This is a genomic window from Fructilactobacillus frigidiflavus (assembly GCF_044054575.1).
Lineage (GTDB): Bacteria > Bacillota > Bacilli > Lactobacillales > Lactobacillaceae > Fructilactobacillus > Fructilactobacillus frigidiflavus.
Genome location: NZ_CP168716.1, coordinates 1011675 through 1033575 on the forward strand (window position 1 = coordinate 1011675; position 21901 = coordinate 1033575).

The 21901-nt window shown below is 38.3% G+C and carries 16 protein-coding genes; 14 read left to right on the forward strand and 2 right to left on the reverse strand.

The annotated features are described in order from the left end of the window. Window positions 1-2: 2 nt before the first annotated feature. From ACEPSS_RS05095 to ACEPSS_RS05130, 8 genes are all read left to right on the forward strand, one after another. Window positions 3-1499, forward strand: a complete 1497-nt coding sequence (locus tag ACEPSS_RS05095) for a TPM domain-containing protein (RefSeq protein ID WP_395317982.1) — start codon at window positions 3-5, stop codon at window positions 1497-1499. A 26-nt stretch (window positions 1500-1525) separates the two neighbouring features. Next, window positions 1526-2110, forward strand: coding sequence for a LemA family protein (locus tag ACEPSS_RS05100; RefSeq protein WP_395317984.1), 585 nt, complete (start codon window positions 1526-1528; stop codon window positions 2108-2110). A 182-nt stretch (window positions 2111-2292) separates the two neighbouring features. Further along, window positions 2293-3738, forward strand: a complete 1446-nt coding sequence (locus ACEPSS_RS05105; RefSeq protein WP_395317985.1) for a catalase — start codon at window positions 2293-2295, stop codon at window positions 3736-3738. A gap of 154 nt (window positions 3739-3892) precedes the next feature. Beyond that, window positions 3893-4177, forward strand: coding sequence for a co-chaperone GroES (gene groES, locus ACEPSS_RS05110; RefSeq protein ID WP_395317987.1), 285 nt, complete (start codon window positions 3893-3895; stop codon window positions 4175-4177). Window positions 4178-4213: 36 nt separating this feature from the next. Continuing rightward, window positions 4214-5833, forward strand: coding sequence for a chaperonin GroEL (gene groL, locus ACEPSS_RS05115; protein WP_395317989.1), 1620 nt, complete (start codon window positions 4214-4216; stop codon window positions 5831-5833). A gap of 278 nt (window positions 5834-6111) precedes the next feature. Further along, on the forward strand, window positions 6112-8694 hold the full coding sequence (locus ACEPSS_RS05120; RefSeq protein ID WP_395317991.1) for an SEC10/PgrA surface exclusion domain-containing protein: 2583 nt from the start codon (window positions 6112-6114) through the stop codon (window positions 8692-8694). A 79-nt stretch (window positions 8695-8773) separates the two neighbouring features. After that, window positions 8774-9946 (forward strand): hypothetical protein, encoded by a 1173-nt coding sequence (locus ACEPSS_RS05125; RefSeq protein WP_395317992.1) that lies wholly within the window; start codon window positions 8774-8776, stop codon window positions 9944-9946. A gap of 192 nt (window positions 9947-10138) precedes the next feature. Beyond that, complete coding sequence (locus ACEPSS_RS05130; protein WP_395317993.1) at window positions 10139-11977, forward strand: APC family permease; 1839 nt, start codon at window positions 10139-10141, stop codon at window positions 11975-11977. 43 nt (window positions 11978-12020) lie between these two features. Here the strand turns inward: ACEPSS_RS05130 and ACEPSS_RS05135 are convergent, their stop codons facing one another. Next, window positions 12021-13763 carry an ABC transporter ATP-binding protein gene (locus tag ACEPSS_RS05135; RefSeq protein WP_395317994.1) on the reverse strand — a complete coding sequence of 581 codons (1743 nt, stop codon included), beginning with the start codon at window positions 13761-13763 and terminating at the stop codon, window positions 12021-12023. 3 nt (window positions 13764-13766) lie between these two features. Further along, a complete protein-coding gene (locus ACEPSS_RS05140; protein ID WP_395317995.1) occupies window positions 13767-14411 on the reverse strand; it encodes a YigZ family protein in 645 nt (214 codons plus the stop codon). Window positions 14412-14452: 41 nt separating this feature from the next. Between ACEPSS_RS05140 and ACEPSS_RS05145 the strand changes: the two genes are divergently transcribed. The 6 genes from ACEPSS_RS05145 to ACEPSS_RS05170 all read left to right on the forward strand — a co-directional run bounded on the left by ACEPSS_RS05145 (window position 14453) and on the right by ACEPSS_RS05170 (window position 21852). Beyond that, complete coding sequence (locus ACEPSS_RS05145; RefSeq protein ID WP_395317996.1) at window positions 14453-15763, forward strand: DEAD/DEAH box helicase; 1311 nt, start codon at window positions 14453-14455, stop codon at window positions 15761-15763. Continuing rightward, the gene (locus tag ACEPSS_RS05150) at window positions 15756-16430 is read left to right on the forward strand and encodes a ComF family protein (protein WP_395317997.1); all 675 of its coding nucleotides are present in this window, start codon (window positions 15756-15758) and stop codon (window positions 16428-16430) included. Before ACEPSS_RS05145 ends, ACEPSS_RS05150 begins: the two co-directional genes overlap by 8 nt. Before the next feature lie 87 nt (window positions 16431-16517). After that, complete coding sequence (gene hpf, locus ACEPSS_RS05155) at window positions 16518-17051, forward strand: ribosome hibernation-promoting factor, HPF/YfiA family (RefSeq protein ID WP_395317998.1); 534 nt, start codon at window positions 16518-16520, stop codon at window positions 17049-17051. Between the two features lie 110 nt (window positions 17052-17161). Beyond that, window positions 17162-19525, forward strand: coding sequence for a preprotein translocase subunit SecA (secA, locus tag ACEPSS_RS05160; RefSeq protein WP_395317999.1), 2364 nt, complete (start codon window positions 17162-17164; stop codon window positions 19523-19525). 47 nt (window positions 19526-19572) lie between these two features. Further along, window positions 19573-20683, forward strand: a protein-coding gene (prfB, locus tag ACEPSS_RS05165; protein ID WP_395318001.1) for a peptide chain release factor 2 whose coding sequence is annotated in 2 segments (ribosomal slippage) — window positions 19573-19644 and window positions 19646-20683 — 1110 coding nt in all. Because the reading frame shifts where the segments join, the coding sequence is not laid out codon by codon here. Window positions 20684-20697: 14 nt separating this feature from the next. Next, window positions 20698-21852 carry a PDZ domain-containing protein gene (locus ACEPSS_RS05170; protein ID WP_395318003.1) on the forward strand — a complete coding sequence of 385 codons (1155 nt, stop codon included), beginning with the start codon at window positions 20698-20700 and terminating at the stop codon, window positions 21850-21852. Window positions 21853-21901: the final 49 nt, after the last annotated feature.

The window sequence follows — 21901 nt, forward strand, 5'->3', positions numbered from 1 at the left end:
ATTTGCGGGTTACACTAAAAAAATATTTTATCGCGCTTCTTTTTTTATTCGCTTTTTTCGGCTTTTTAACGGGATGGCAAACGGTCAAGGCTGATGGCATTCATGAATCTGCTTGGGTAAAAGATAATGCACAAGTTTTGGATAAAACGACGATTAATCAAGTTGATCAGCTAAATCATAATAATTTAAAAGAGATTAAAGGGCATCCGCAGTTAGCGGTGATTACGCTGAATGGTTTACCGAAAAACGAAGCTAGCATTGAAGACTATGCCCATGACCAAATGAAAAAATTAGGCATTGGCCGGCAGGGTTGGAATAACGGCATTTTGTTAGTGATTGATATCAAAGATCAAGTTAATCGTTTAGAAGTCGGAACTGGGTTAGAAGCAGCGTTACCTGATGGGGCTAAATCGAGTTTGGTTAATTCCCCAATTAAACAAGCCTTTCAGCAACGCAATTATAATGCGGGAGTTAGTGAATTAACTAATCAGATTTACCAGTATCTACATGCGCATCAAAGTGAAATTAGCAAGCCTAGCAATGTGAATAATTCACAACCGGCGACTCCAGGAATTAAAGATAATAGTGTCGCCGCCGTCTTACAACGGAATCAAGGTAGCGTGGCCTTTAGTTTGTTTTTAATCATTTTATTTGGTTTACTTGGCTTTGCCATGGTGAAATTGGTGTTTCCTAAACTCCGGAATCGTGATCAGCACACGTTAGCACAACGACGCTTTGCTAAAACAGGATTAAAGGATGAAGTTTTATTAAATCAGTTAAATCAATTTGTGACCGATGAGTTGCAGCATAATCAAGGCTTTAACGTAAATAAATTAAGTAATCCCGAATGGTGGTACTTGTTAAATTCGCTTCATTTAAAGCAGCCCATTAGTTTAGCGCAAAATCCTAAACTAGAACTGGAAAAAGGGAATCCGCTTTACCAGCAACACTTAATTTCTAGTCAAAGCCTGGCTAATTATCAAACGCAATTACAGCAACGCCAAGCAGCTAACTTACAGGTAGTTGCTGACGCAGCCCGTAATTATGCCGTACAACATCATTTCCCGGGAGATTTAAATCAATTTGTCCATGAGACGGTCAGACAGATTGCCCAATTAACTTGGTTTGGCTTACCTAGTACGACGAGTACATTTCAAACTAGTTTGAAAAAAGCATTAGAAATTATGCTTGCCGATGCTACTTTGCATTATCAAGTGGATCACGATCCTAGTTTACGTGCTAAAATGAGAGCAGCTGGAATTCAGCATCCTGACCAATACATTAATAATTTATCAGATACACAAAAGAAACGCATGGTCACCAATGGATTAGTAAATACAGCCCTTTTATTAGCGGCTTTTGGTCTTATGAATCATAATTCTGATTGGCATGATGATAACTTTCCGCCAATGGGTGGCGATTCAGGTTTTGATGCATCTGACTTTGGCAGTGGTTTTGGTGGTTCTGGCGACGATGATGGTGGCGGTTTTAATTTTTAATCACAGTATAGATAAAGGAAAAGAATATGACTAAAAATACAAAAATAACTTTAAGTATCGTAGGAGTAATCGCCTTTTTGGTAATTTCAATCGGCGGTTGGTACATTATGGCTCAAAACAGCTTACGCGTTTCGCAACAAAACGTTGACCAACAGTCGAGTAACGTTGAGGTACAACTACAACGTCGGGCTGATCTAACGCCACAATTAGTAGGGGCCGTTAAAGGGAACATGAAAAATGAACAAAAAATCTTTGGTAAGATTGCGGATGCGAGAAAGCAATATGATAATGCTAGTACCCCAACTGACAAAGTAAAACAAGCTGATAATTTGAACAAACAAACGCAAATTTTGATTAATGCGGTTCACGAAAACTATCCTCAATTAGCAAGTTCAGCAAACGTTAATGATTTGATGACACAAATTGAAGGCTCAGAAAACCGGATTAGCCAAACTCGTCGTGATTATAACGACTCAGTGCAAGCATATAACCGCAAAGTGGTTTCCTTCCCAAGTAGCATTGTCGCTAACAATGCCGGTATGAAAACGAAACCATTCTTCCAAAGTGCCCCAACGGCTAGTCAAGCACCTAAGGTTGATTTAGAAAATTAAAATTTATTTTAAAAAGTTTCAGAATTAAAGAATTTTTCTTTAATTTTGGAGCTTTTTTGTATATAACAATTTTAAAATCTAATTTTTAATAAGCAATTATATTGACAACAACTCAAATTAGTTATGTAATAAAGGTGTAAATTGTGCACAATTTAAATTATTAACAGAAAGCGTAAACAATTATGACGAAAAAATTAACGACTAAGGCTGGTCAACCTTGGGCCAACAATGAACATTCACAAACGGCCGGAGTTCGTGGACCCGTTTTACTCCAAGATTATCAACTTTTAGAAAAATTAGCCCATTTTAACCGGGAACGAATTCCAGAACGAGTTGTGCATGCCAAAGGGGCAGGTGCTAAGGGTGTTTTTAAACTGACTCATGATATGAGTGAATATACCAAAGCGGATTTATTTAATGGCGTTGGTAAAGAAACTCCAATGGCAATCCGGTTTTCTCAAGTAGCTGGTGAAGCTGGATATCCTGATACAATTCGTGATGTTCGCGGATATGCGCTTAAATTTTATACTAAAGCTGGAAATTACGACATCGTGGGTAATAATACGCCCGTCTTCTTCATTAATGATCCACTCAAGTTCCCTGATTTTATTCATTCACAAAAGCGAGATCCCCAAACTCATTTACGGGATAACGAAATGCAATGGGATTTTTGGTCACACTCCCCAGAATCCGTTCATCAAGTTACTTACTTAATGGGTGATCGGGGAAATCCCGCTAGCTATCGCAATATGAACGGATATGGGAGCCATACTTACAAATGGGTTAACCAAAAAGGAGAAGCTGTCTGGGTTAAATATCATTTTATTAGCCAACAAGGGGTTAAAAATATGACGGATGAAGTTGCAGCCAAAGCAGCTTCAGAAGATACCGATTACTTATTGCATGATTTATATGACGCCATTGACCAAAAAAATTATCCCAGTTGGAAAGTCTATGTACAAATCATCCCTTATCAAGTTGGACTTGATTATCATGCTGATATTTTTGACGTTACCAAAGTAGTTTCTCATCACGATTATCCCCTTCAAGAGGTGGGTGAATTTACTTTGAATGAAAATCCCACTAATTATTTTGATGAAGTAGAAGAAATTGCTTTTTCGCCCGCTAATTTAGTTCCTGGAATTGAAGCTTCACCAGATAAATTACTTCAAGGAAGACTATTTGGTTACAAAGATGCGCAACGATATCGACTAGGGGCTAACTTCGAGCAAATTGAAGTTAATCGTCCGAAAAATGAAGTTCACACTTATGAACGCGACGGTTTCATGGCCGATCATCAGGGAAATGGCGTTAACTATGAGCCTAACAGTAAAGGTGGTCCCGTTGAAGATCCTAATGCAGCGGTTCATCCAGACCAACTTCATGGAGAAACTGGGGCATTTAAACCTTATGATCAAGATTTTTATACCCAAGCGGGGGACTTATACCGGTTGTTTAGCAAGGACGAACAAGCTCGTTTGATTGCTACAATTAAAAAAGGGCTTGGTTCCATTGAGAGCCATGAAATTAAAGTTTTAGAAACCAAACAATTTTACCAAGCTGATCCAGAATATGGGACTAGAGTTGCACAGGCCCTTGGTTTAGATGTAAACGAAATTAAAGATTAAAGGATTCACTAAAAGGCTCGTCATTTTTGGACGAGCTTTTTTTGATTTTCAAAGCATTTATTTTGTCATTTAGATCTAGATGTATTATATTAGTAAGTGAAGTTAGCACTCTTTATTTATGAGTGCTAAAAATGAAATTTTGGAGGTTTTAGATATGTTACAACCAATTGGTGATCGCGTAATTATTGAGATTAAAGCTCAAGCAGAAAAGAATATTGGTGGCATTGTTTTAGCTGAAAATGCCAAACAAAAACCAACAGAAGGTAAAGTTGTTGCAGTCGGTACTGGTCGAATTTTAGATAATGGTGAAAAAGTGGCTCCTGTGGTTAAAGAGGGAGATACCGTTATGTTTGATAAATATGCCGGTACTAAGATTGAATATGATGAAAATTCATATTTAGTAATGCACGAAAATGACTTACTCGCAATTATTAGATAAAATACAGAACTACACTAGAAATAAGAGGTAATTAAAATGGCTAAAGAGATTAAATTTTCTGATGACGCCCGCAGTGAAATGCTTAAGGGTGTTGATAAATTAGCAGATACAGTAAAAACTACAATGGGTCCTAAAGGCCGGAATGTCGTTTTGGAAGAAACTGCTGGTAACCCAACGATTACTAATGATGGGGTAACCATTGCTCGTGCAATTTCCTTGCCAGATCATTTCCAAAACATGGGTGCTAAGTTAGTTGCTGAAGTAGCATCAAAAACGAATGATGTTGCGGGTGACGGGACTACTACTGCCACCGTTTTGACTCAAGCAATTGTTAAAGAAGGAATGAAGAACGTTACTGCTGGTGCCAATCCAGTTGGCGTTCGTCGTGGAATTGAAAAAGCAACGGCCGCTGCGGTTGCAGGTCTTCACAAGATGAGCCACAAAGTCGAAAATAAAGAAGATATTGCGCAAATCGCTTCGATTTCATCAGCTAGCGAAAAAGTTGGTAAGTTAATTGCTGACGCTATGGAAAAAGTTGGTAACGACGGTGTTATTACAATTGAAGATTCCAAAGGTGTTGAAACTAGCCTCGACGTCGTTGAAGGAATGGAATTTGATCGTGGTTACATGTCTCAATACATGGTGACTGATCAAGAAAAGATGGAAGCAGATCTTGATAATCCTTACATTTTGGTAACTGACAAGAAGATTAACAACATGCAAGATATCATGGAACTTCTTCAAGCAGTTGTCCAACAAGGTCGTTCATTGTTAATCATTGCGGATGACATTGGTGGTGAAGTACTTCCTACACTTGTCTTGAACAAGATGAGAGGAACTTTCAACGTGGTTGCTGTTAAAGCACCTGGTTTTGGTGATCGTCGGAAAGCTCAATTACAAGATATCGCTGTTTTAACTGGTGCTACGGTAATTACTGACGACTTAGGGCTTGAATTAAAAGACACGAAGCTTGAACAATTAGGTCAAGCTAATAAGGTTAACGTTACTAAAGACAAGACTACGATTGTTGAAGGTAAAGGAAGCAAGGAAGCCATTGCTAAACGAGTTAACGAAATTAAAACGCAATTGGCTGCGACAACTTCACAATTTGATCGGGAAAAACTTCAAGAACGGCTTGCTAAATTAGCTGGTGGAGTTGCGGTTATCAAAGTTGGTGCTGCAACTGAAACGGAACTTAAAGAACGTAAGTACCGGATTGAAGATGCTTTAAATGCTACTCGTGCTGCGGTTGAAGAAGGCTTTGTTCCTGGTGGTGGTACCGCCTTTATCAACATCCTTAAAGACGTTGATGCAATTGAAGCTACTGGTGATGAAAAGACCGGAGTTGAAATTGTTAGTCGCGCCCTAGAAGCTCCCGTAAAACAAATTGCTGCAAATGCTGGAGTTGATGGTGCCGTAGTCGTTGATCATTTGAAACAAGAAAAACCAGGAATTGGTTACAATGCTGCTGATGACAAATACGAAGATATGATTGCTGCTGGAGTGGTTGATCCAACCAAAGTTAGTCGTTCAGCTCTTCAAAATGCGGCATCAGTTTCATCATTGTTATTAACAACTGAAGCAGTTGTTGCTGACAAACCAGAAGAAGGTCCTGCTGCTCCTGCAATGCCACAAGGAATGCCTGGAATGATGTAAAAAAATTCAAAGAAAGTTCGCAAATTTGCGAGCTTTCTTTTTTATAAATCACAAAAAAGAAGTCGTGAATTTTTAGTTCACGGCTTCTTTCTGTGTTGTAATAATTTTTTATGCTTTTTGGGTTTGACTTTAGAATTGTTGTTTGAAAAATAATGACAAAAGCTGAATTTTTTTGTTTTTTGATATTGACTTTTTTGGTCGGGGGGGGGGGTACACTAAAGCAAATAAACTAAAATATTATTTAGTTTTTAATAAGTTATACATAGGAGAAAAAAACCATGGAAAGAAAACAACGTTACAAATTAATCAAGACGAAACACGCTTGGGTACGCGTAGCTGCGGCTACCACCTTTATGGTCGGTGGATTAGTCATCGGTGGAAATAGTGTTTTTGCTGATACTAATGTAACCCCAACTACGCAAGTAGCTGAACAAACAAGTACCAATCCTAATCAGGCCCAAATTGACCAAGATAATCAAGCAATCAACAGTGATAAAAACCAAATTGCTGATAATAACAGCAAGATTGCTGCTGACCAATCACAAGTAGCCGCACAAACGCAAAAGGTTAATGATGCCAATGCTGATTATGATAAGGCAGCCACTGAAATTAATAAACATGCGGCAGATACAACTGCTCAAGCACAACAAACGACTAGTGCTTTAGAAAACAAAGAAAAAGCAGCTGCCACTACTGATATTCAAAATCAAATTGACGCATCTCAAAACCAAAAGCATGCTACTGATGCACAAGCCGCAGATACTCAAGGTAAGCTTAAAGATGTTGATAGTCAAATTAGTTCACTACAAAATCAACCAAATACTAATCCTAATCAACTTCAAATCGCCAACTCCAATGTTCCTGGTGGTTACAGTACTTTAGATAAAGATAAGAGCTTGTTACAAAACACGGCTCAAGATAATCTTTGGAACCCAGCTGTAAAAGATCCAACCCAACCTAATAATGGGAACGGGGTTGCTGATATGATTTATGTCACCCCAGATAATGATAAAAGTCAACGAATTCCTAATGGTGTTGTTAATTACTATGGTGATAAATATAAACCACTATTTGAAATTGACCAAGTTAATCCACAAACGGGGATGACCGACCAACAAAAAGAAGAATTAGCAATTATGCTAATGAACACTTTAAATAACACCCGTGAAGCTCGTGGTTTACAACCTATGACAATGACCACTGATAAGTATGATCGAGCACAAGTCAGAGCGGCTCAACCATCAGCTGAAAATATTACTCATACTAAATCTGATATTATTTCGGCTTTTGGTAGTGACCAATATGAAAACTTAGCATATTTTGATGCAGATGGTATGAATAGTATTAGTATGATGGATCTTTATTACAATGCATTACAAAGTATGATGTCCATGATGAATGATGATGCTGATTCAAACTGGGGGCATCGTGAAAACTACTTAATGGATGGTAAATGGGATGGAGCATTTGGTTTTAAACTATTGAGTAATGGTTTTTATGATTTCACCTTTGATTTCAACTATGACCCCAACGCAAGTAGTAAGACTAACATGATGGACCGAATCAAACAATATGCTGATATGGGACCAATTAATAGTACTGCTACTGATAATTCAGCCAAGATTGCTCAATTACAAAGCCAAAGGTCACAATTACAAGGTCAACTAGCACAATTACAACAAAAATCTGCTAGTTTACAATCACAAATTAATAAGTTAAATGGTGAAAAAGCAAATGTATCATTTGATGGAGCTAAATTAAGTCAAGCAGACCAAAATGCTTATAATGATGCCCAAAGTACCATCAAAAATACCGCTGCTACGCAAGCTGCTCAACTTCAAAGTGCTCAAGCAACTCGTGATGGTAAAGCTAATGATGCTCAAGCAGCAATTAATTCATTAAATACTGAAATTGCAGGCTTACAAGCTCAAAATACAGCATTACAAAATGATATTACTGCTAAGCAACAAGCAATTAACAACTTAGAAAATGCTGGTAAAGATACACCAAGTAACCCCGTAACTCATGGTGATAATACTGGACATAACGGTGACACACCAAGTAATCCAGTTAATCCAAGTGATAACGGTGGTAAGGATACACCAGTCACACCAAACGATAATGGTGGCAAAGATACACCAGTAACCCCAAGTAACACTGGTCATAATGGTAATGTTACTCCTACACCAGGGGATAATACTGGACATAATGGCGACACACCAGCTACTCCAAGTGATAATGGTAGCAAAGATACACCTGCTACCCCAGTTACACCAAACGATAATGGCGGTAAAGCCACACCAACTACCCCAGTTACTCCAAGTGACAATGGTGGTAAAGATACACCAACAACACCAGTAACACCAAATGATAACGGTGGTAAGAATACCTCTGCAACACCAGTAACACCAGTAACACCAGTAACACCAAATGATAATGGTAGCAAAGATACACCAGTAAACCCAAGTAATACTGGACATAATGGTGTTGTAACACCTGCAAATAATGCAAAACCTAGTGATACTAAACCTGCAACAAGCGATAACATGGGTCATAACGGGCCAGTTGCTTCTGATAATGGTAGTCAAACTACTGCAGAATCTGCAAGTACAAATAATAAGGTCAGCCAAGTGACAGATCAACCTGCGGGACGTCATTTTAGCGATGATACTAATACAACAACGGTTGCTGATGACAATTATGTACCACGTCATGCTGCCAAAGCTGATAATCAAGACAATGCTTTACCACAAACTGGTCAAAGTAGTAATGCGGGATTAACAATTAGTGGAATTTTAGCAGTACTTGCTAGCTTATTGTTGGGCTTAGGTAGTTTCTTCAAGTTCCGTAAAGAAAACTAGTCACAATTGAAAAAGAAAGTTAGGCTTCATTGTCTAACTTTTTTTGTATTTTAAATTTTGGAAAATGATGGAGTTTATTATGAAATTTTTACGTTCAAAGAAATCCAAAAAGTTTAATATAAGTTTGATAGTTGCATTTGCCGTGATTATTTTATCGTTATTTTGGATTTTAAAGTTTAGTAAATCTACTGAAAATTGGCAGAATTATTGGACAGCCGTTCCACCAATTATTGCAATAATAATTTCTGTTGGAGTTGCATTTTTTCAAATGGATGCAGATAATGAACAAAAAAATAAAGAGAAGGCTGAGAGAAAAGCTGAAAAAGAAAAAGAGCAACATGCAAGAGCAATTGAAAAAGAAAAAGAAAAGGCCTATAGAAAAGCTGAAAAACTAAAAGAAGAACGTATAAGGGCAAATGAAAAAGAAAATGACAAGATTGACAGAGAAATTGAAAACTTTAATGAAAAAGTTGTATTAGCGAGGGAAAGAGCTGTTGGTCCTTTAACAGATGTATATTACAGGATACAAAATGAGTCTTTAGAATTAAATTTGAATGATGAACTTTTTAAGAGCATAGTTAAAATTTTTTATCAGTATGAAAATGTTGACAAGTATAGAGATAAAATTCAAGTTGATAGTGCAAAAAAGGAAGATCTCCTTAACCAGCAATTACTGCGTGATATTATAAATAATGAAAAATTTATAGATACTAAAAGTAAGATAATAGAATGTTTTCCAGAATTAGAAAATTTTGTTAAAACCATTTCTAATTCTTCTGATGATATTTCTAATGATAATAGTCTGAAAAAATTGGAAGATGGTGGTAATTTAGCACTTCATAATTATATTTTAGGTGATTGGGTAATCAATCGTAAAAATGCTGAAAAAGTTAAAATTTTGATTGGTCTTTCAATGGATAAAAAGATTATTTCAATTTATCTTATTAAAAAATTTGACCACTTAGAAACAAGTAATAGAATTAGATTTAAAGAAAAAGCGATACTTTATGATTATAGTGATAGTGATGCTTTAAAAGATTTTAATGATTTTTTCGAAGATTGGACTGCTCAAAATCCAGTTATGTATTTAAATAAGTGGAGTAAGAAAACTAACGAAAAAAGGCAACCATTTAAAAATGTAATTGAAGGGTTAATTAAAAAGGAAAACAATTCAATTCCAGATATGAATGATGATTATTCAATTTTAGTTGTAAAGACCTACAAAAAATATGAATTCAAAAAAGATGAATAAACAAATTTGAGAAATTATTTATTAAATCAGTCATTTATAATCTGCATTTTTTGTTTATGTGCCTTTATTATGGATTGATTGCTGAAAGAAAGCTCAATTTTTTGCGAGCTTTCTTTTTTTTTCGTAAAGATTTGTAGTACAATTAACACCATGTTGAAAATACAAATTAATTATTAAATAGGAGCAAGTTTCATGTGGCGATATTTAAAAAGATTGATTATCGGACGTCCGCTCAAAAGTACTGATGAGTCAGGACAGTCATTAACTAAATTTAAAGGATTAGCATTGTTGTCATCTGATGCCTTGTCATCAGTTGCCTATGGTACCGAACAAATTACCGCGGTCTTGATTACGTTATCAACCGCAGCTTTGATGTACCAAATGTGGGCCGCTTTACTAGTCCTAGTTTTATTGGCAGCCATTACTTTGTCATACCGACAAATTATTTACGCTTACCCATCTGGTGGGGGAGCTTACGTGGTTGCCAGAACCAACTGGGGTGAAGCGACTGGACTAGTGGCCGGGGGATCGTTGTTAGTTGATTATATGCTAACGGTGGCGGTTTCCACGACTTCTGGAACGGAAGCGATTACCTCAGCGATTCCCGCGTTGTACAATTATCAAGTGCCAATTGCGATTGTCATTGTAATTGCTATCATGATTTTGAACTTACGAGGCATGAAAGATTCAGCGGCGTTCTTAGTGATTCCGGTTTATCTCTTCATCTTCATGATTGTCTTCATGATTGGTTTGGGTGCTTACAACATCTTGACTGGGAAGATTATGTATCACGCTTATGCCCCACTGAATGCTTCTGTGCAAGGGATGACCTTAGTGTTATTCTTCAAGGCGTTCTCATCCGGTTCAGCTTCCTTAACTGGGGTTGAAGCCATCAGTAATGCCGTACCAAACTTTAAAAAGCCTAAGCGAAAAAACGCAGCGAATACGTTAGCGTTAATGGCAATCATTTTAGCAGCATTTTTCTCAGGAATTACGTTCCTAAGTTACTACATGGGAATTATTCCAAGTGCGAAAGATACAGTTTTATCTCAAATCGGGATTGGCGTTTTTGGCCACGGAATTTTCTACTATCTTCTCCAAATGTCGACCGCATTAATTTTAGCAGTTGCCGCTAACACTGGATTCTCCGCTTTCCCAATTTTGGCTTATAACATGGCCAAAGATAAATACCTTCCTCATGCTTACTTAGACAAAGGGGATCGGTTAGGTTATTCAAATGGAATTATTTCCTTGGCAATTGGAGCAATTGCTTTAATTATTGTCTTTAACGGGAAAACGAATCTCTTGATTCCACTTTATGCCGTTGGGGTTTTCGTTCCATTTACCTTGTCTCAATCAGGAATGATTATTCACTGGTTACGGGAACGAGACGGATTTTGGCCTGGTAAGATTTTCATTAACTTTATCGGAGCCTTTATCTCACTTGGTTTAGTGCTCTTCTTGTTCGCTCTTCATTTCAAAGACGTTTGGCCATACTTGGTCTTTATGCCATTGCTTTTGACCTTGTTTTACCGAATTCATAACCACTATATTCGGGTGGCAAAACAACTTCGGGTTAAAAATAAGTTTGAAAAGCAAGAACCACGGCACTTTGTTGGGTCTACCGTCTTAGTCCTAGTTGGGAACGTTACCCAAGTGACTCGGGAAGCCCTTAGCTATGCCCAATCAATTGGGGATGAAGTGGTAGCCGTTCATGTTTCCATGGATTCTAATCCAGAACACGAAAAGAAAAACGAAGAAAAATTCAAAGCGGAATATCCTAATATCCGGTTTGTTAACATTCATACTTCTTATCGTTCCATTAATGGTCCGGTCATTCGGTTCTGTGACGTTGTGGCTCGAAAAGATGATGCGAGAGACTACTCAACAACGGTCTTAGTACCACAATTTGTGCCTAAGCACCATTGGCAACAAGTACTTCATAACCAAACTGGTTTGAAGTTAAGAGCAGCTTTGAACTCGCGGCAAAATATCATTGTGTCAACGTTTAACTATCATTTACAAAATTAAAAAAGGCGTTCGTCGGATTGACGAACGTCTTTTTGCTGCATTTTTATTGTTTAAATTGAATCCGTACGTATTCTTGGTAAAGCGGTAATTCTTTGAGTAATTCAGTATGAGTTCCATGACCTAAAACTTTTCCATGATCAATGAAGTAAATATCATCTGAATCAACAATGGTGCTCAATCGATGAGCAATGGTGAGGGTAGTCCGACCCTTCATTAATTGACTAAGAGCTTTTTGGACCATGGCTTCTGATTCAGAATCTAGACTTGCTGTTGCTTCATCAAGCATTAAAATTTTAGGATCACGTAGGAAGGCTCGGGCAATCGCTAGCCGTTGCCGTTGTCCACCCGACACTTTGACTCCACGTTCACCAACTTGTGTATCAAGGCCCTCTGACATTTCCTTGACGAACCCATCTGCATAAGCGAGCTTAAGGACGTGCCAAAGTTGTTCATCGGAGTATTGATCATCTAGTCCATAAGTTAAGTTATGGCGAATCGTCCCAGCCATAATTGCTGAGTCTTGGGAAACAAACCCAATTTGTTTCCGCCAATCTGCTAGACTAATTTTATCAATTTCCATTTCACCAATTGTAATCGTTCCGGCAGTCGGTTGATAATAACGTTCAATCAGACTAAAAATCGTTGATTTACCACTTCCAGAAGGACCGACGAAGGCGACGGTCGAATTGGGTTTCGCAGTAAAGCTCACGTCTTTTAAGATTGGTTGGCTTTTTTCATAGGCAAAATTAACGTGGTTCATTTGAAGAGGTTTGCCCGCGACATCGTAAATTTGACCAGCAGTGAAGTCTTCTTCCAATTCATTCATTAGCTCTTGAATTCGGTCAGTCGCCCCGTTAGCTTTGGATAAATCAGTAAAGAGGCGGGCCATCATGCTGACTGGTCCAATGATTTGAAAAAGGTACATTAAGAAAGCAAACATCGTGCCAATTGTCATTGTCCCAGTAGCAACCCGATGAGCACCATAGGCGAGCACGCCCACCATTAAAGCCATCATGACGGTTCCCATCAAAGGGCTAGCAATTGAGTCATAGATGGCTTCTTTTAATCCAATTTTGTAGAGGTTGTTGACCATCTGATTTCCCGTTTTAGCCTCATAATTTTCTGCGTTGGAAGATTTAACTAAACGGATTTCATTTAAAGTTTCTTCGGCTTTACCTGAAAAATCAGCTAGTTCATCTTGGCGTTGCCGTCCGACTTGCCGTGTTTTACGCATTAAAGGGCGCATTACCAACATGACTAACGGAACCGCGGTGAACATAATCAAGGTCATCCGCCAATCCATAAATAACATGATGGTTAAGGCCCCGACTAATTGAAAAATGGAGGTAACGGAACTGGGAAAGGAAACGGACAAGAGGTTTTTAATTTGGTCAGAATCATTGACTAGGCGTGAAGTTAACGTCCCGGTTTTAGCATTATCAAAATAGTTAACGGGAAAACGAAGGATTTTATTCCATAAAAGTTTTCTTAAATTAGCGACGACGTTTTCGCCAAAGAAACCTAACAAGGTTCCTGATAGGGCATTGACGAGAGCACTAATGATAAAAAGGGCAATTACGCCACCAATTAAAGTTCCACTCACACCTTTGGAAAAATTATTAACCATTGATTGAGCGACTTTTGGAACAAACAATTGGACTAACGTTGCCATTAAGCCAAGACCTAGTCCAATCCACAGTTGCCAGTATTGAGGCTTAGTTTGCCGAATTAAAGTAATGAAACTTTTAAAATTAAAATTATCGTGTTTTTTGGTTGATTTTGCCATGAGTTACTCCTTTGCTTGATAGGGAACTTCAAAATACGATTCAGCGCCCGTTTGGATTTCGACGTTGCCAGCTAACAGATTATTGATGTCCGTTTTGAATTGGTCAATGTCAGCCGTGAGCACTGCCGTACTAACTTTAACTGCACTACCGTATTCGACGTTTAAAATGTTGAAATGGTGAGCTTTTAAATAATACTGCAATTTATCATTGAGCGGGTAAGAAATGCTTAAGTCAATTTGCGTTTGTAATAATTTTTCGACAATGCCGACTTTTTCAATTACTTGCGAAGCGGAATTACTGTAAGCCCGAATTAAGCCACCTGCTCCGAGTTTAATTCCTCCGAAATAACGCGTTACGACAATTATGGTATCGTGAAGCTGATTATTTTTGAGAACTTCTAAAATGGGGACGCCAGCCGTTCCACTGGGTTCGCCATTATCGCTTTCCCGTTGAATATTGTCAGTTTCTCCGATTAAATAGGCAAAACAATTATGATTTGCTTTTTTATGCTGTGCCACAATGGTTTCAATGAACAGTTTGGCTTCGGCTTCGCTATTAACACGTTTGACGTTTGCGATAAACTTCGATTTTTTGATATCAATTTCATGGGTGCCTTGCTGGGCAATGGTTAAAAATTTATTTTTCATTTTATTTTCCTTAAATACGTATTTAAAATTGAGGTGATTTGATGAATAAATTAGATTTAATTGGTCGATTAATTCCAGTGAATGATGCTGAAAGCTTGGATTTAAAAGATCCAACGGTAGTCTTTCAGCCAGCCATTACGATAAATCGGACTAGTATCCATTGTACTAGATGTGACAGTGATTGTGAAAAATCTGAAGCCGCTTTACAGGATGGAAATTATTTTTGTTATCAATGTTTGAATTTAGGGCGGCTAGATAGTTCGATGCGGTTAGCTCATTTACCAGGCCGTAATCAATTTGAGGTGACTCAGCCCGTTTTAACTTGGACCGGGCAGTTAACTGATTTACAAAAAAGCTGCTCGACTGAAATTGTCCAAGCCTTTCAAAAGCATGCAGATAAATTATTATGGGCGGTAACGGGAGCCGGAAAAACCGAGATTTCCTTTGCTGGAATTGCGTGGGCCTTAGCTAAGGGATTACGGGTCTGTATTGCGTCACCTCGAGTAGATGTTTGTGTCGAGCTTTTTCCCCGTTACCAGGCGGCGTTTGCCAATACCAGTATGATTTTATTACACGGAAAAAGCGAAGAAGCCTATCAATATCGGCAACTAACGATTTGTACGACGCACCAATTATTAAAATTCAAAGCGGCCTTCGACGTCTTAATCATTGATGAAGTGGATGCTTTTCCGTATGCGAATAATCATTCGTTACAGATGGCAGCGGGTCGGGCAGTTAAAAAAACGGGTTCCCGTTTGTTGATGACGGCGACCCCAAGTCTAACTTTACGGAAACAATTTGAGATTTGTTACCTACCGTTACGCTTTCATCGTCATTTATTGCCCCAAATTAAGCTTCATTTTTGCTTTAATTGGAAACGTAAGATCTACGCTGGCAAAATTCCCACCAAGGTAATTAAAAAGGTTTTCCAAAAAATTGAGCAGGGACAGCGGTTTTTGTTATTTGTGCCGCGGATTCGAGATTTACAGGTGGTGGATGCGGTGTTAACTAAAAAATATCAAGGAAAGAAATGTTGGGACACGGTGTATTCCGCTGATGAGAAACGGATGGAAAAAGTGCAAGCGATGCGTGACGAAAAATTATTATTTTTGATTACCACGACCATTTTAGAACGCGGTGTGACATTCCCAGGCATTGATGTGATTATTTTTGGTGGGGATGAGCGGGTTTTCTCCGTGGCTTCTTTAGTGCAAATTGCTGGACGAGTCGGGCGAAAAGCCAGTCGTCCCACGGGTGACGTTGATTGTTACATCGGAAATTATGCTAATAATGTCGCGGAAGCGCGAAACCAAATTAAGGAAATGAATCGGCGGGGGCAAGCCCTTGGATAAATGTCGCTGGTGTGGTGGCTTCTTAAACGCCACTTTAAAAATTCATTTTATTTTAAGCTTCAAACCGTTTCTTCCTCAGATTTTGTGTGAGCAATGTGAAGCTAAATTTACGCTACCTTTAAATCATCCCCGATGTTGTGATTGTGGCCGTTTTCAAACGACCACGCAGCGCTGTCAGGATTGTGAAAAATGGCTGGCTCAGAAAAATCAACTACTTAACCAAGCACTTTTTCCTTATCATGGCATTATCCAGGAATATTTTGAACGCTATAAATTTAAAGGTGATTATCGACTACGGCACTTATTTCGGTATCAGTTTAAAAAATTAATCCAAAAAGATGAACTCGTCATTCCGATTCCAATTACAAAAGCTACGCTAGCAAAACGGCATTTTAATCAAGTGACGGGGATGCTTAGTGAGGTCACTTATCTAGACGCCTTGATTGCCAAGCCCAAAGCACAAGACCAATCCGAAAAAGGGCGGGCCGCTCGAATTAATACGATGCAGCCCTTTGAACTAAATCCAAAGATTACATCGCAAATTCAAGGACAAAAAATTGTGATTGTTGATGATGTTTATACGACGGGGACCACCTTACATTATGCCGCTCAATTATTACGAGAACAGGGAGCTAAATCAGTACGAAGCATTACTTTAGCCCGCTGATTAATTGTTATTTCGGGTTTTATTATCTATAATAGAAGATAGATGATAAATTAGAATCGACTTAAACTAGCCGAAAGGAGCGATGAAATGTTATCTTATAATCTAAGAGGCGATGATGTTGAAATTACAGACGACCTTCGGAGTTATGTAACGGAACAAATGGCAAAATTGGATCCTTATTTTGCCGCAGACGTCAGTGCCGTCGCACACGTTAATTTGTTTGGTTTTAAGAATGGCAATGTCAAAGCTGAAATAACGATTATTTTTCCTTTCTTATTACTTCGCGGTGAAGCTAGTGCTTCAGAATCTCACGCAAGTATTGCCGCAGCAACTACTCACATTCAAGCCCGAATTGAAAAGTATCAGGCACGGATTAACGAAAAATCTGAGGTTCACGGTGAAAGTGGCATTTTCAAAGAAACCCAGACGGACGATAGTAAGTTTAAAATTGTCCGGAAAAAACGGGTGCCGTTAAAGAAAATGACCTCTGACGAAGCCATTTTGCGGATGGATTTGTTGGGCCATGATTTTTATATCTTTAAAGACGTTGATAATGGAACCACAGATATTGTCTACCGCCGTAAAGACGAAAATTACGGCTTGATTACCACCGAAAATTAAAAATTTTATTGAACTAATCAAATTTTTAATTATTTCAATAAAATGTTAAAATTAAAGTTAACTACTTAAATTTAAAAATAAAAAAGCGTACTATTAGGAGAAAATTGTAGATGGCGAATGTATTAAAAAAATGGGTTGAAAGCGATAAACGTCGCATTAAACAACTCGGTAAAATTGCTGATCGTGTTAGTGCTTACTCAGAACAATACAGTCAGTTAAGTGATGAACAATTACAAGCAAAAACAGCAGAATTTAAACAACGTTATCAAGCTGGTGAATCATTAGATGATTTACTTCCTGAAGCCTTTGCAGTAGCTCGTGAAGGTGCTCATCGAGTTCTTGGGTTGACTCCCTTTAGAGTACAAATCATGGGTGGAGTTGTGTTACATGAAGGTAACATTGCTGAAATGAAAACCGGGGAAGGTAAGACGTTGACAGCGACCATGCCAGTTTATTTGAATGCTCTTTCTGGTAAAGGGGTTCACGTGGTGACGGTTAACGAATACCTTTCAGCTCGTGATGCTGAACAAATGGGCCAACTTTACAATTGGCTTGGCTTAACGGTGGGCGTTAATAAAGCCGATATGAATCCGGAAGAAAAACGGGCTGCATATAACGCTGACATTACTTACTCAACTAACAGTGAAATTGGATTTGATTACCTTCGGGATAACATGGTTGTTTACCAAGAAGACCGGGTGCAACGTCCTTTGAACTTTGCGTTAGTTGATGAAGTAGATTCGATTTTAATTGATGAAGCTCGGACACCTTTGATTATTTCGGGACAAGCTCGTGGTGCAAACGAAATGTACAAACAAGCTGACCAATTTGCCAAGACATTAACGGCTACGACTGATTACAAAGTTGATTTGGAAACGAAGACGGTCTCATTAACCGAAACGGGAATTCGCAAAGCTGATAAATTCTTCAACTTAAAGAACATTTATGATACCGATAATACTGCGTTAACCCACCATATTGACCAAGCCTTACGGGCTAATTACGTCATGGAACTTGATAAAGACTACGTGGTCAAAGACGACGAAGTTTTAATTGTGGATTCCTTTACTGGTCGAATTATGGAAGGGCGTCGTTTCTCAGATGGACTTCACCAAGCGCTAGAAGCTAAAGAAGGAGTTACCATTCAAGAAGAAAGTAAGACGATGGCTAACATCACTTACCAAAACTTGTTTAGACGTTACCGGAAACTAGCCGGAATGACTGGGACTGCTAAGACTGAACAAGAAGAATTTCGTGAAATTTACAATATGAACGCTGTTTCAATTCCAACTAACAAGCCAGTTGTCAGAATTGATGAAGCGGATGTGCTTTACCCAACGCTACAATCAAAATTTGATGCGGTAATTGATAAAATTAAGGAACTTCATCATCGCGGACAACCAATTCTATTAGGAACGGTGGCCGTTGAGACTTCAGAATATCTTTCCCAACGTTTGGATCAAGAAAAGATTCCACATGTAGTTTTGAATGCTAAAAACCACGCAAAAGAAGCAGATATCGTTGCCAATGCTGGTCAAAAAGGAGCAGTTACGATTGCTACCAACATGGCCGGACGGGGAACTGATATTAAATTGGGACCGGGTGTGATTGAAGTCGGTGGTTTAGCCGTAATTGGGACTGAACGTCACGAATCACGAAGAATTGATAATCAACTTCGAGGACGGGCCGGACGTCAAGGTGATCCTGGGTACTCTCAATTCTATCTTTCTCTTGAAGATGATTTAATGCGTCGTTTTGGTTCAGATCGGATTAAAAACGTTTTAAAAACCCTTAAAGTTGAAGATGACGATGCCGTAATTCGGAGTCGCATGATTACTAAACAAGTTGAATCAGCCCAAAAACGGGTTGAAGGTAATAACTATGACTCCCGGAAAAACGTGTTGAAATATGATAACGTCATGTCAGAACAACGTGATGTGATTTATGGGGAACGGAACCGCGTTATCGAAGAAAAACAATCCTTGAAGTGGGTAATCATGCCTATGATTAAACGTACCATTGATCACATCGTCGATTTACACACGCAAGGTGACCAAAAGGATTGGAACCTTTCAACGATTCTTGATTTTGCGACAAGTTCTTTAGTAAGTCCCAACGAAATTAGTTTAGGGGACTTAGAAGGTAAGTCAGCTGCTGAAATTAAGGCCTACTTATTTGACTTAGCTGAAAAACAATACGAAGAAAAAGAACAAGAATTAGTTGATCCAGCGCAACTACTAGAATTTGAAAAGGTTGTTATTTTACGAGTAGTTGATTCACATTGGACTGATCATATTGATGCCATGGATCAATTGCGTGAATCAATTGGACTTCGGGGATACGGTCAATTAAACCCCTTAGTTGAATATCAACGTGAAGGTTCACGGATGTTTGAAGAAATGGTAGCGGACATTGATTACGGGGTAACTCGTTTGTTTATGAAAGCAGAAATTAGACAAAATATTCAAAGATAAAAAACGGAGAACTAAAGGTTCTCCTTTTTTTGAGCGGAGGAATAATCGTGGAATTAAGTGAACAAAAAGCAAAAGTTGCTGAGATAAAAAAAGCCATTGATGACTTTAGGGGGTCTCTTTGACTTAGATCACCTAAATGAATCAATTTCGATTAATGAAGGTAAGATGGCTGAACCTGGTTTTTGGGATGATCAAAAGCAGGCACAAAAAGTGATTGATGAAAATAATGCCCTAAAAGCAAAATATGATACTTTTCACCAATTAGTTGAAGAGTATGAAGATTTAGAAGTCACGTTAGATTTAATTTCAACGGAGGCTGATGCTGAATTAGAAACAGAATTCAACGAAAATTTAGCGAACGTGGAAAAGCACGTGCAAAACTATAAATTGAATCTGTTACTGAACGGTAAATATGACCGCAATAACGCGATTGTGGAAATTCATCCGGGTGCCGGTGGAACGGAAGCTGAAGATTGGGCCGAAATGTTATTGCGGATGTATACTAGATGGGCTGACCAAAATAATTTCAAAGTCGAAGTTGATGATTATCAACCCGGCGAAGTGGCGGGGCTTAGTAGTGTAACTTTTACGGTTAAGGGCCAAAATGCTTACGGTTATTTAAAGTCCGAAAAAGGGATTCATCGTTTAGTTCGGTTATCACCATTTGATTCGGCTGGCCGTCGCCATACTTCGTTTGCTTCAATAAATGTGATGCCCGAACTTGACGAAACCGTCAACGTTGAGATTAACCAAGATGATTTACGAATTGATGTTTTCCGTTCAAGTGGAGCGGGGGGACAACACATTAATAAAACTTCCTCGGCTGTGCGGATTACCCATTTACCAACGGGAATTGTGACCTCAAGTCAGGCGCAACGTTCACAACTTCAAAATAGAGTGACCGCCATGAATATGTTAAAATCAAAGTTGTACGAGTTAGAAGAAGAAAAGAAGGCCGCCGAAAAAGCCAAAATTGAGGGGAAACAACTCGAGATTGGTTGGGGCTCGCAAATTCGTTCGTATGTCTTTCATCCATATACGATGGTGAAAGATCATCGTACTGGACACGAAACTGCTAACGGAAAAGCAGTGATGGATGGGGATTTAAACCCATTTATTAATGATTACTTACAGTGGCAGTTAAAACAAAACAACTAATAAAGGTGACAATTATGCAATTAGCAGTTAACATTTTATTTTTCTTTATCATGCCAGTTTTCTGGTTAGGGTTGATTAGAACCTATTTAACTTATCGCCGGCGGGTTAACCGAGAACGAAAGTTATTTGATAGCGCGATTAATCCCCATCATACCGAAATTAGAACTTTTGTGATTGCCTTAATCGTTTTAGGAATCGTGGGTTCATTCTTAACGTCATTGCTTGGAATTGAGGTCAATTATTCATGGGTCTTTCTCTATGAAGGATTGGCAACCATTGGCTTATTGATTCCCGGACTTATGTTTCCGTTTACTTTAATGTTAATTTCAATCATCGTCTTAGTTCTGTTAGGCGATCAATTCCTTTACCTAATTCTTTCTGGTAATTTCTACAACTTTTTACCAGAACACACCTCCATGAATATGGACTTTTTAGCCCTTATTACGGTCATGATGGTGCTCCAATATCTTTTCTTAAAATTAAACGTAAAATCTTTTGTTTCACCAATTATTCAAAAAAATGTCCGGGGAAATAAGGTTGCTTCATACTTGTTTGATAAATTAACCGTCGTGCCATTGGTATTGTTTGTTCCTGGTGATTTATTTACGAGTACTAGTGCATTTTGGCCCATTTTTAAAATCTTTGGAGTTAAATTATCCATTTTAGTGGTCCCCGTTTTGATTGGGTTTAACTTTAAGTTTTTAGGGCAAATGTCAGAAAAAACGCTAAAGAAAATTACCAAAGCAATTGGCTGGTTAGTTTGGTTGAGTTTAGGCCTTACCTTAGACGCTTTTCTTTGGAAAAATGCGTTATTTGATTTAGCCGCCGTCTTATTAATTGGCTTGTCCTACTGGCTAGTTTTACATTATTACAAAAAAGTTGATCAAAAAGATACGCAAGTAGAGCAGTCAGTTGATGGAATCAGAGTATTAGGGGTCAAAGCTAACACGCCCGCTAGTAAAATGAATCTAAAAATTGGTGATCTGATTCAAGAAGTTAATGGTCAACCGGTGCGAAATGAAAACCAACTCTATCAAGCATTACAAAATAATCCGACTTATTGCCGTTTAAAGATTAAAAACCGTGATGGTCGCTTGGAATTAAAAGAAACTGCAATTTTTGCCGATGCTCCTCATGAGATTGGAATTGTTACATTTCCCATTGAATAGGAAAGATGCCTGAAAGGGCTCTTTTTTTATTAAATTATTTAGGAGTTAA

What these genes read in the sequence shown, in the direction of transcription:
- ACEPSS_RS05100 (WP_395317984.1), top strand. Translation starts at nt 1,526, where the DNA reads ATGACTAAAAATACAAAAATAACTTTAAGTATCGTAGGAGTAATCGCC.
- ACEPSS_RS05105 (WP_395317985.1), top strand. Translation starts at nt 2,293, where the DNA reads ATGACGAAAAAATTAACGACTAAGGCTGGTCAACCTTGGGCCAACAAT.
- groES (WP_395317987.1), top strand. Translation starts at nt 3,893, where the DNA reads ATGTTACAACCAATTGGTGATCGCGTAATTATTGAGATTAAAGCTCAA.
- groL (WP_395317989.1), top strand. Translation starts at nt 4,214, where the DNA reads ATGGCTAAAGAGATTAAATTTTCTGATGACGCCCGCAGTGAAATGCTT.
- ACEPSS_RS05120 (WP_395317991.1), top strand. Translation starts at nt 6,112, where the DNA reads ATGGAAAGAAAACAACGTTACAAATTAATCAAGACGAAACACGCTTGG.
- ACEPSS_RS05125 (WP_395317992.1), top strand. Translation starts at nt 8,774, where the DNA reads ATGAAATTTTTACGTTCAAAGAAATCCAAAAAGTTTAATATAAGTTTG.
- ACEPSS_RS05130 (WP_395317993.1), top strand. Translation starts at nt 10,139, where the DNA reads ATGTGGCGATATTTAAAAAGATTGATTATCGGACGTCCGCTCAAAAGT.
- ACEPSS_RS05135 (WP_395317994.1), bottom strand. Translation starts at nt 13,763, where the DNA reads ATGGCAAAATCAACCAAAAAACACGATAATTTTAATTTTAAAAGTTTC.
- ACEPSS_RS05140 (WP_395317995.1), bottom strand. Translation starts at nt 14,411, where the DNA reads ATGAAAAATAAATTTTTAACCATTGCCCAGCAAGGCACCCATGAAATT.
- ACEPSS_RS05145 (WP_395317996.1), top strand. Translation starts at nt 14,453, where the DNA reads ATGAATAAATTAGATTTAATTGGTCGATTAATTCCAGTGAATGATGCT.
- hpf (WP_395317998.1), top strand. Translation starts at nt 16,518, where the DNA reads ATGTTATCTTATAATCTAAGAGGCGATGATGTTGAAATTACAGACGAC.
- secA (WP_395317999.1), top strand. Translation starts at nt 17,162, where the DNA reads ATGGCGAATGTATTAAAAAAATGGGTTGAAAGCGATAAACGTCGCATT.
- ACEPSS_RS05170 (WP_395318003.1), top strand. Translation starts at nt 20,698, where the DNA reads ATGCAATTAGCAGTTAACATTTTATTTTTCTTTATCATGCCAGTTTTC.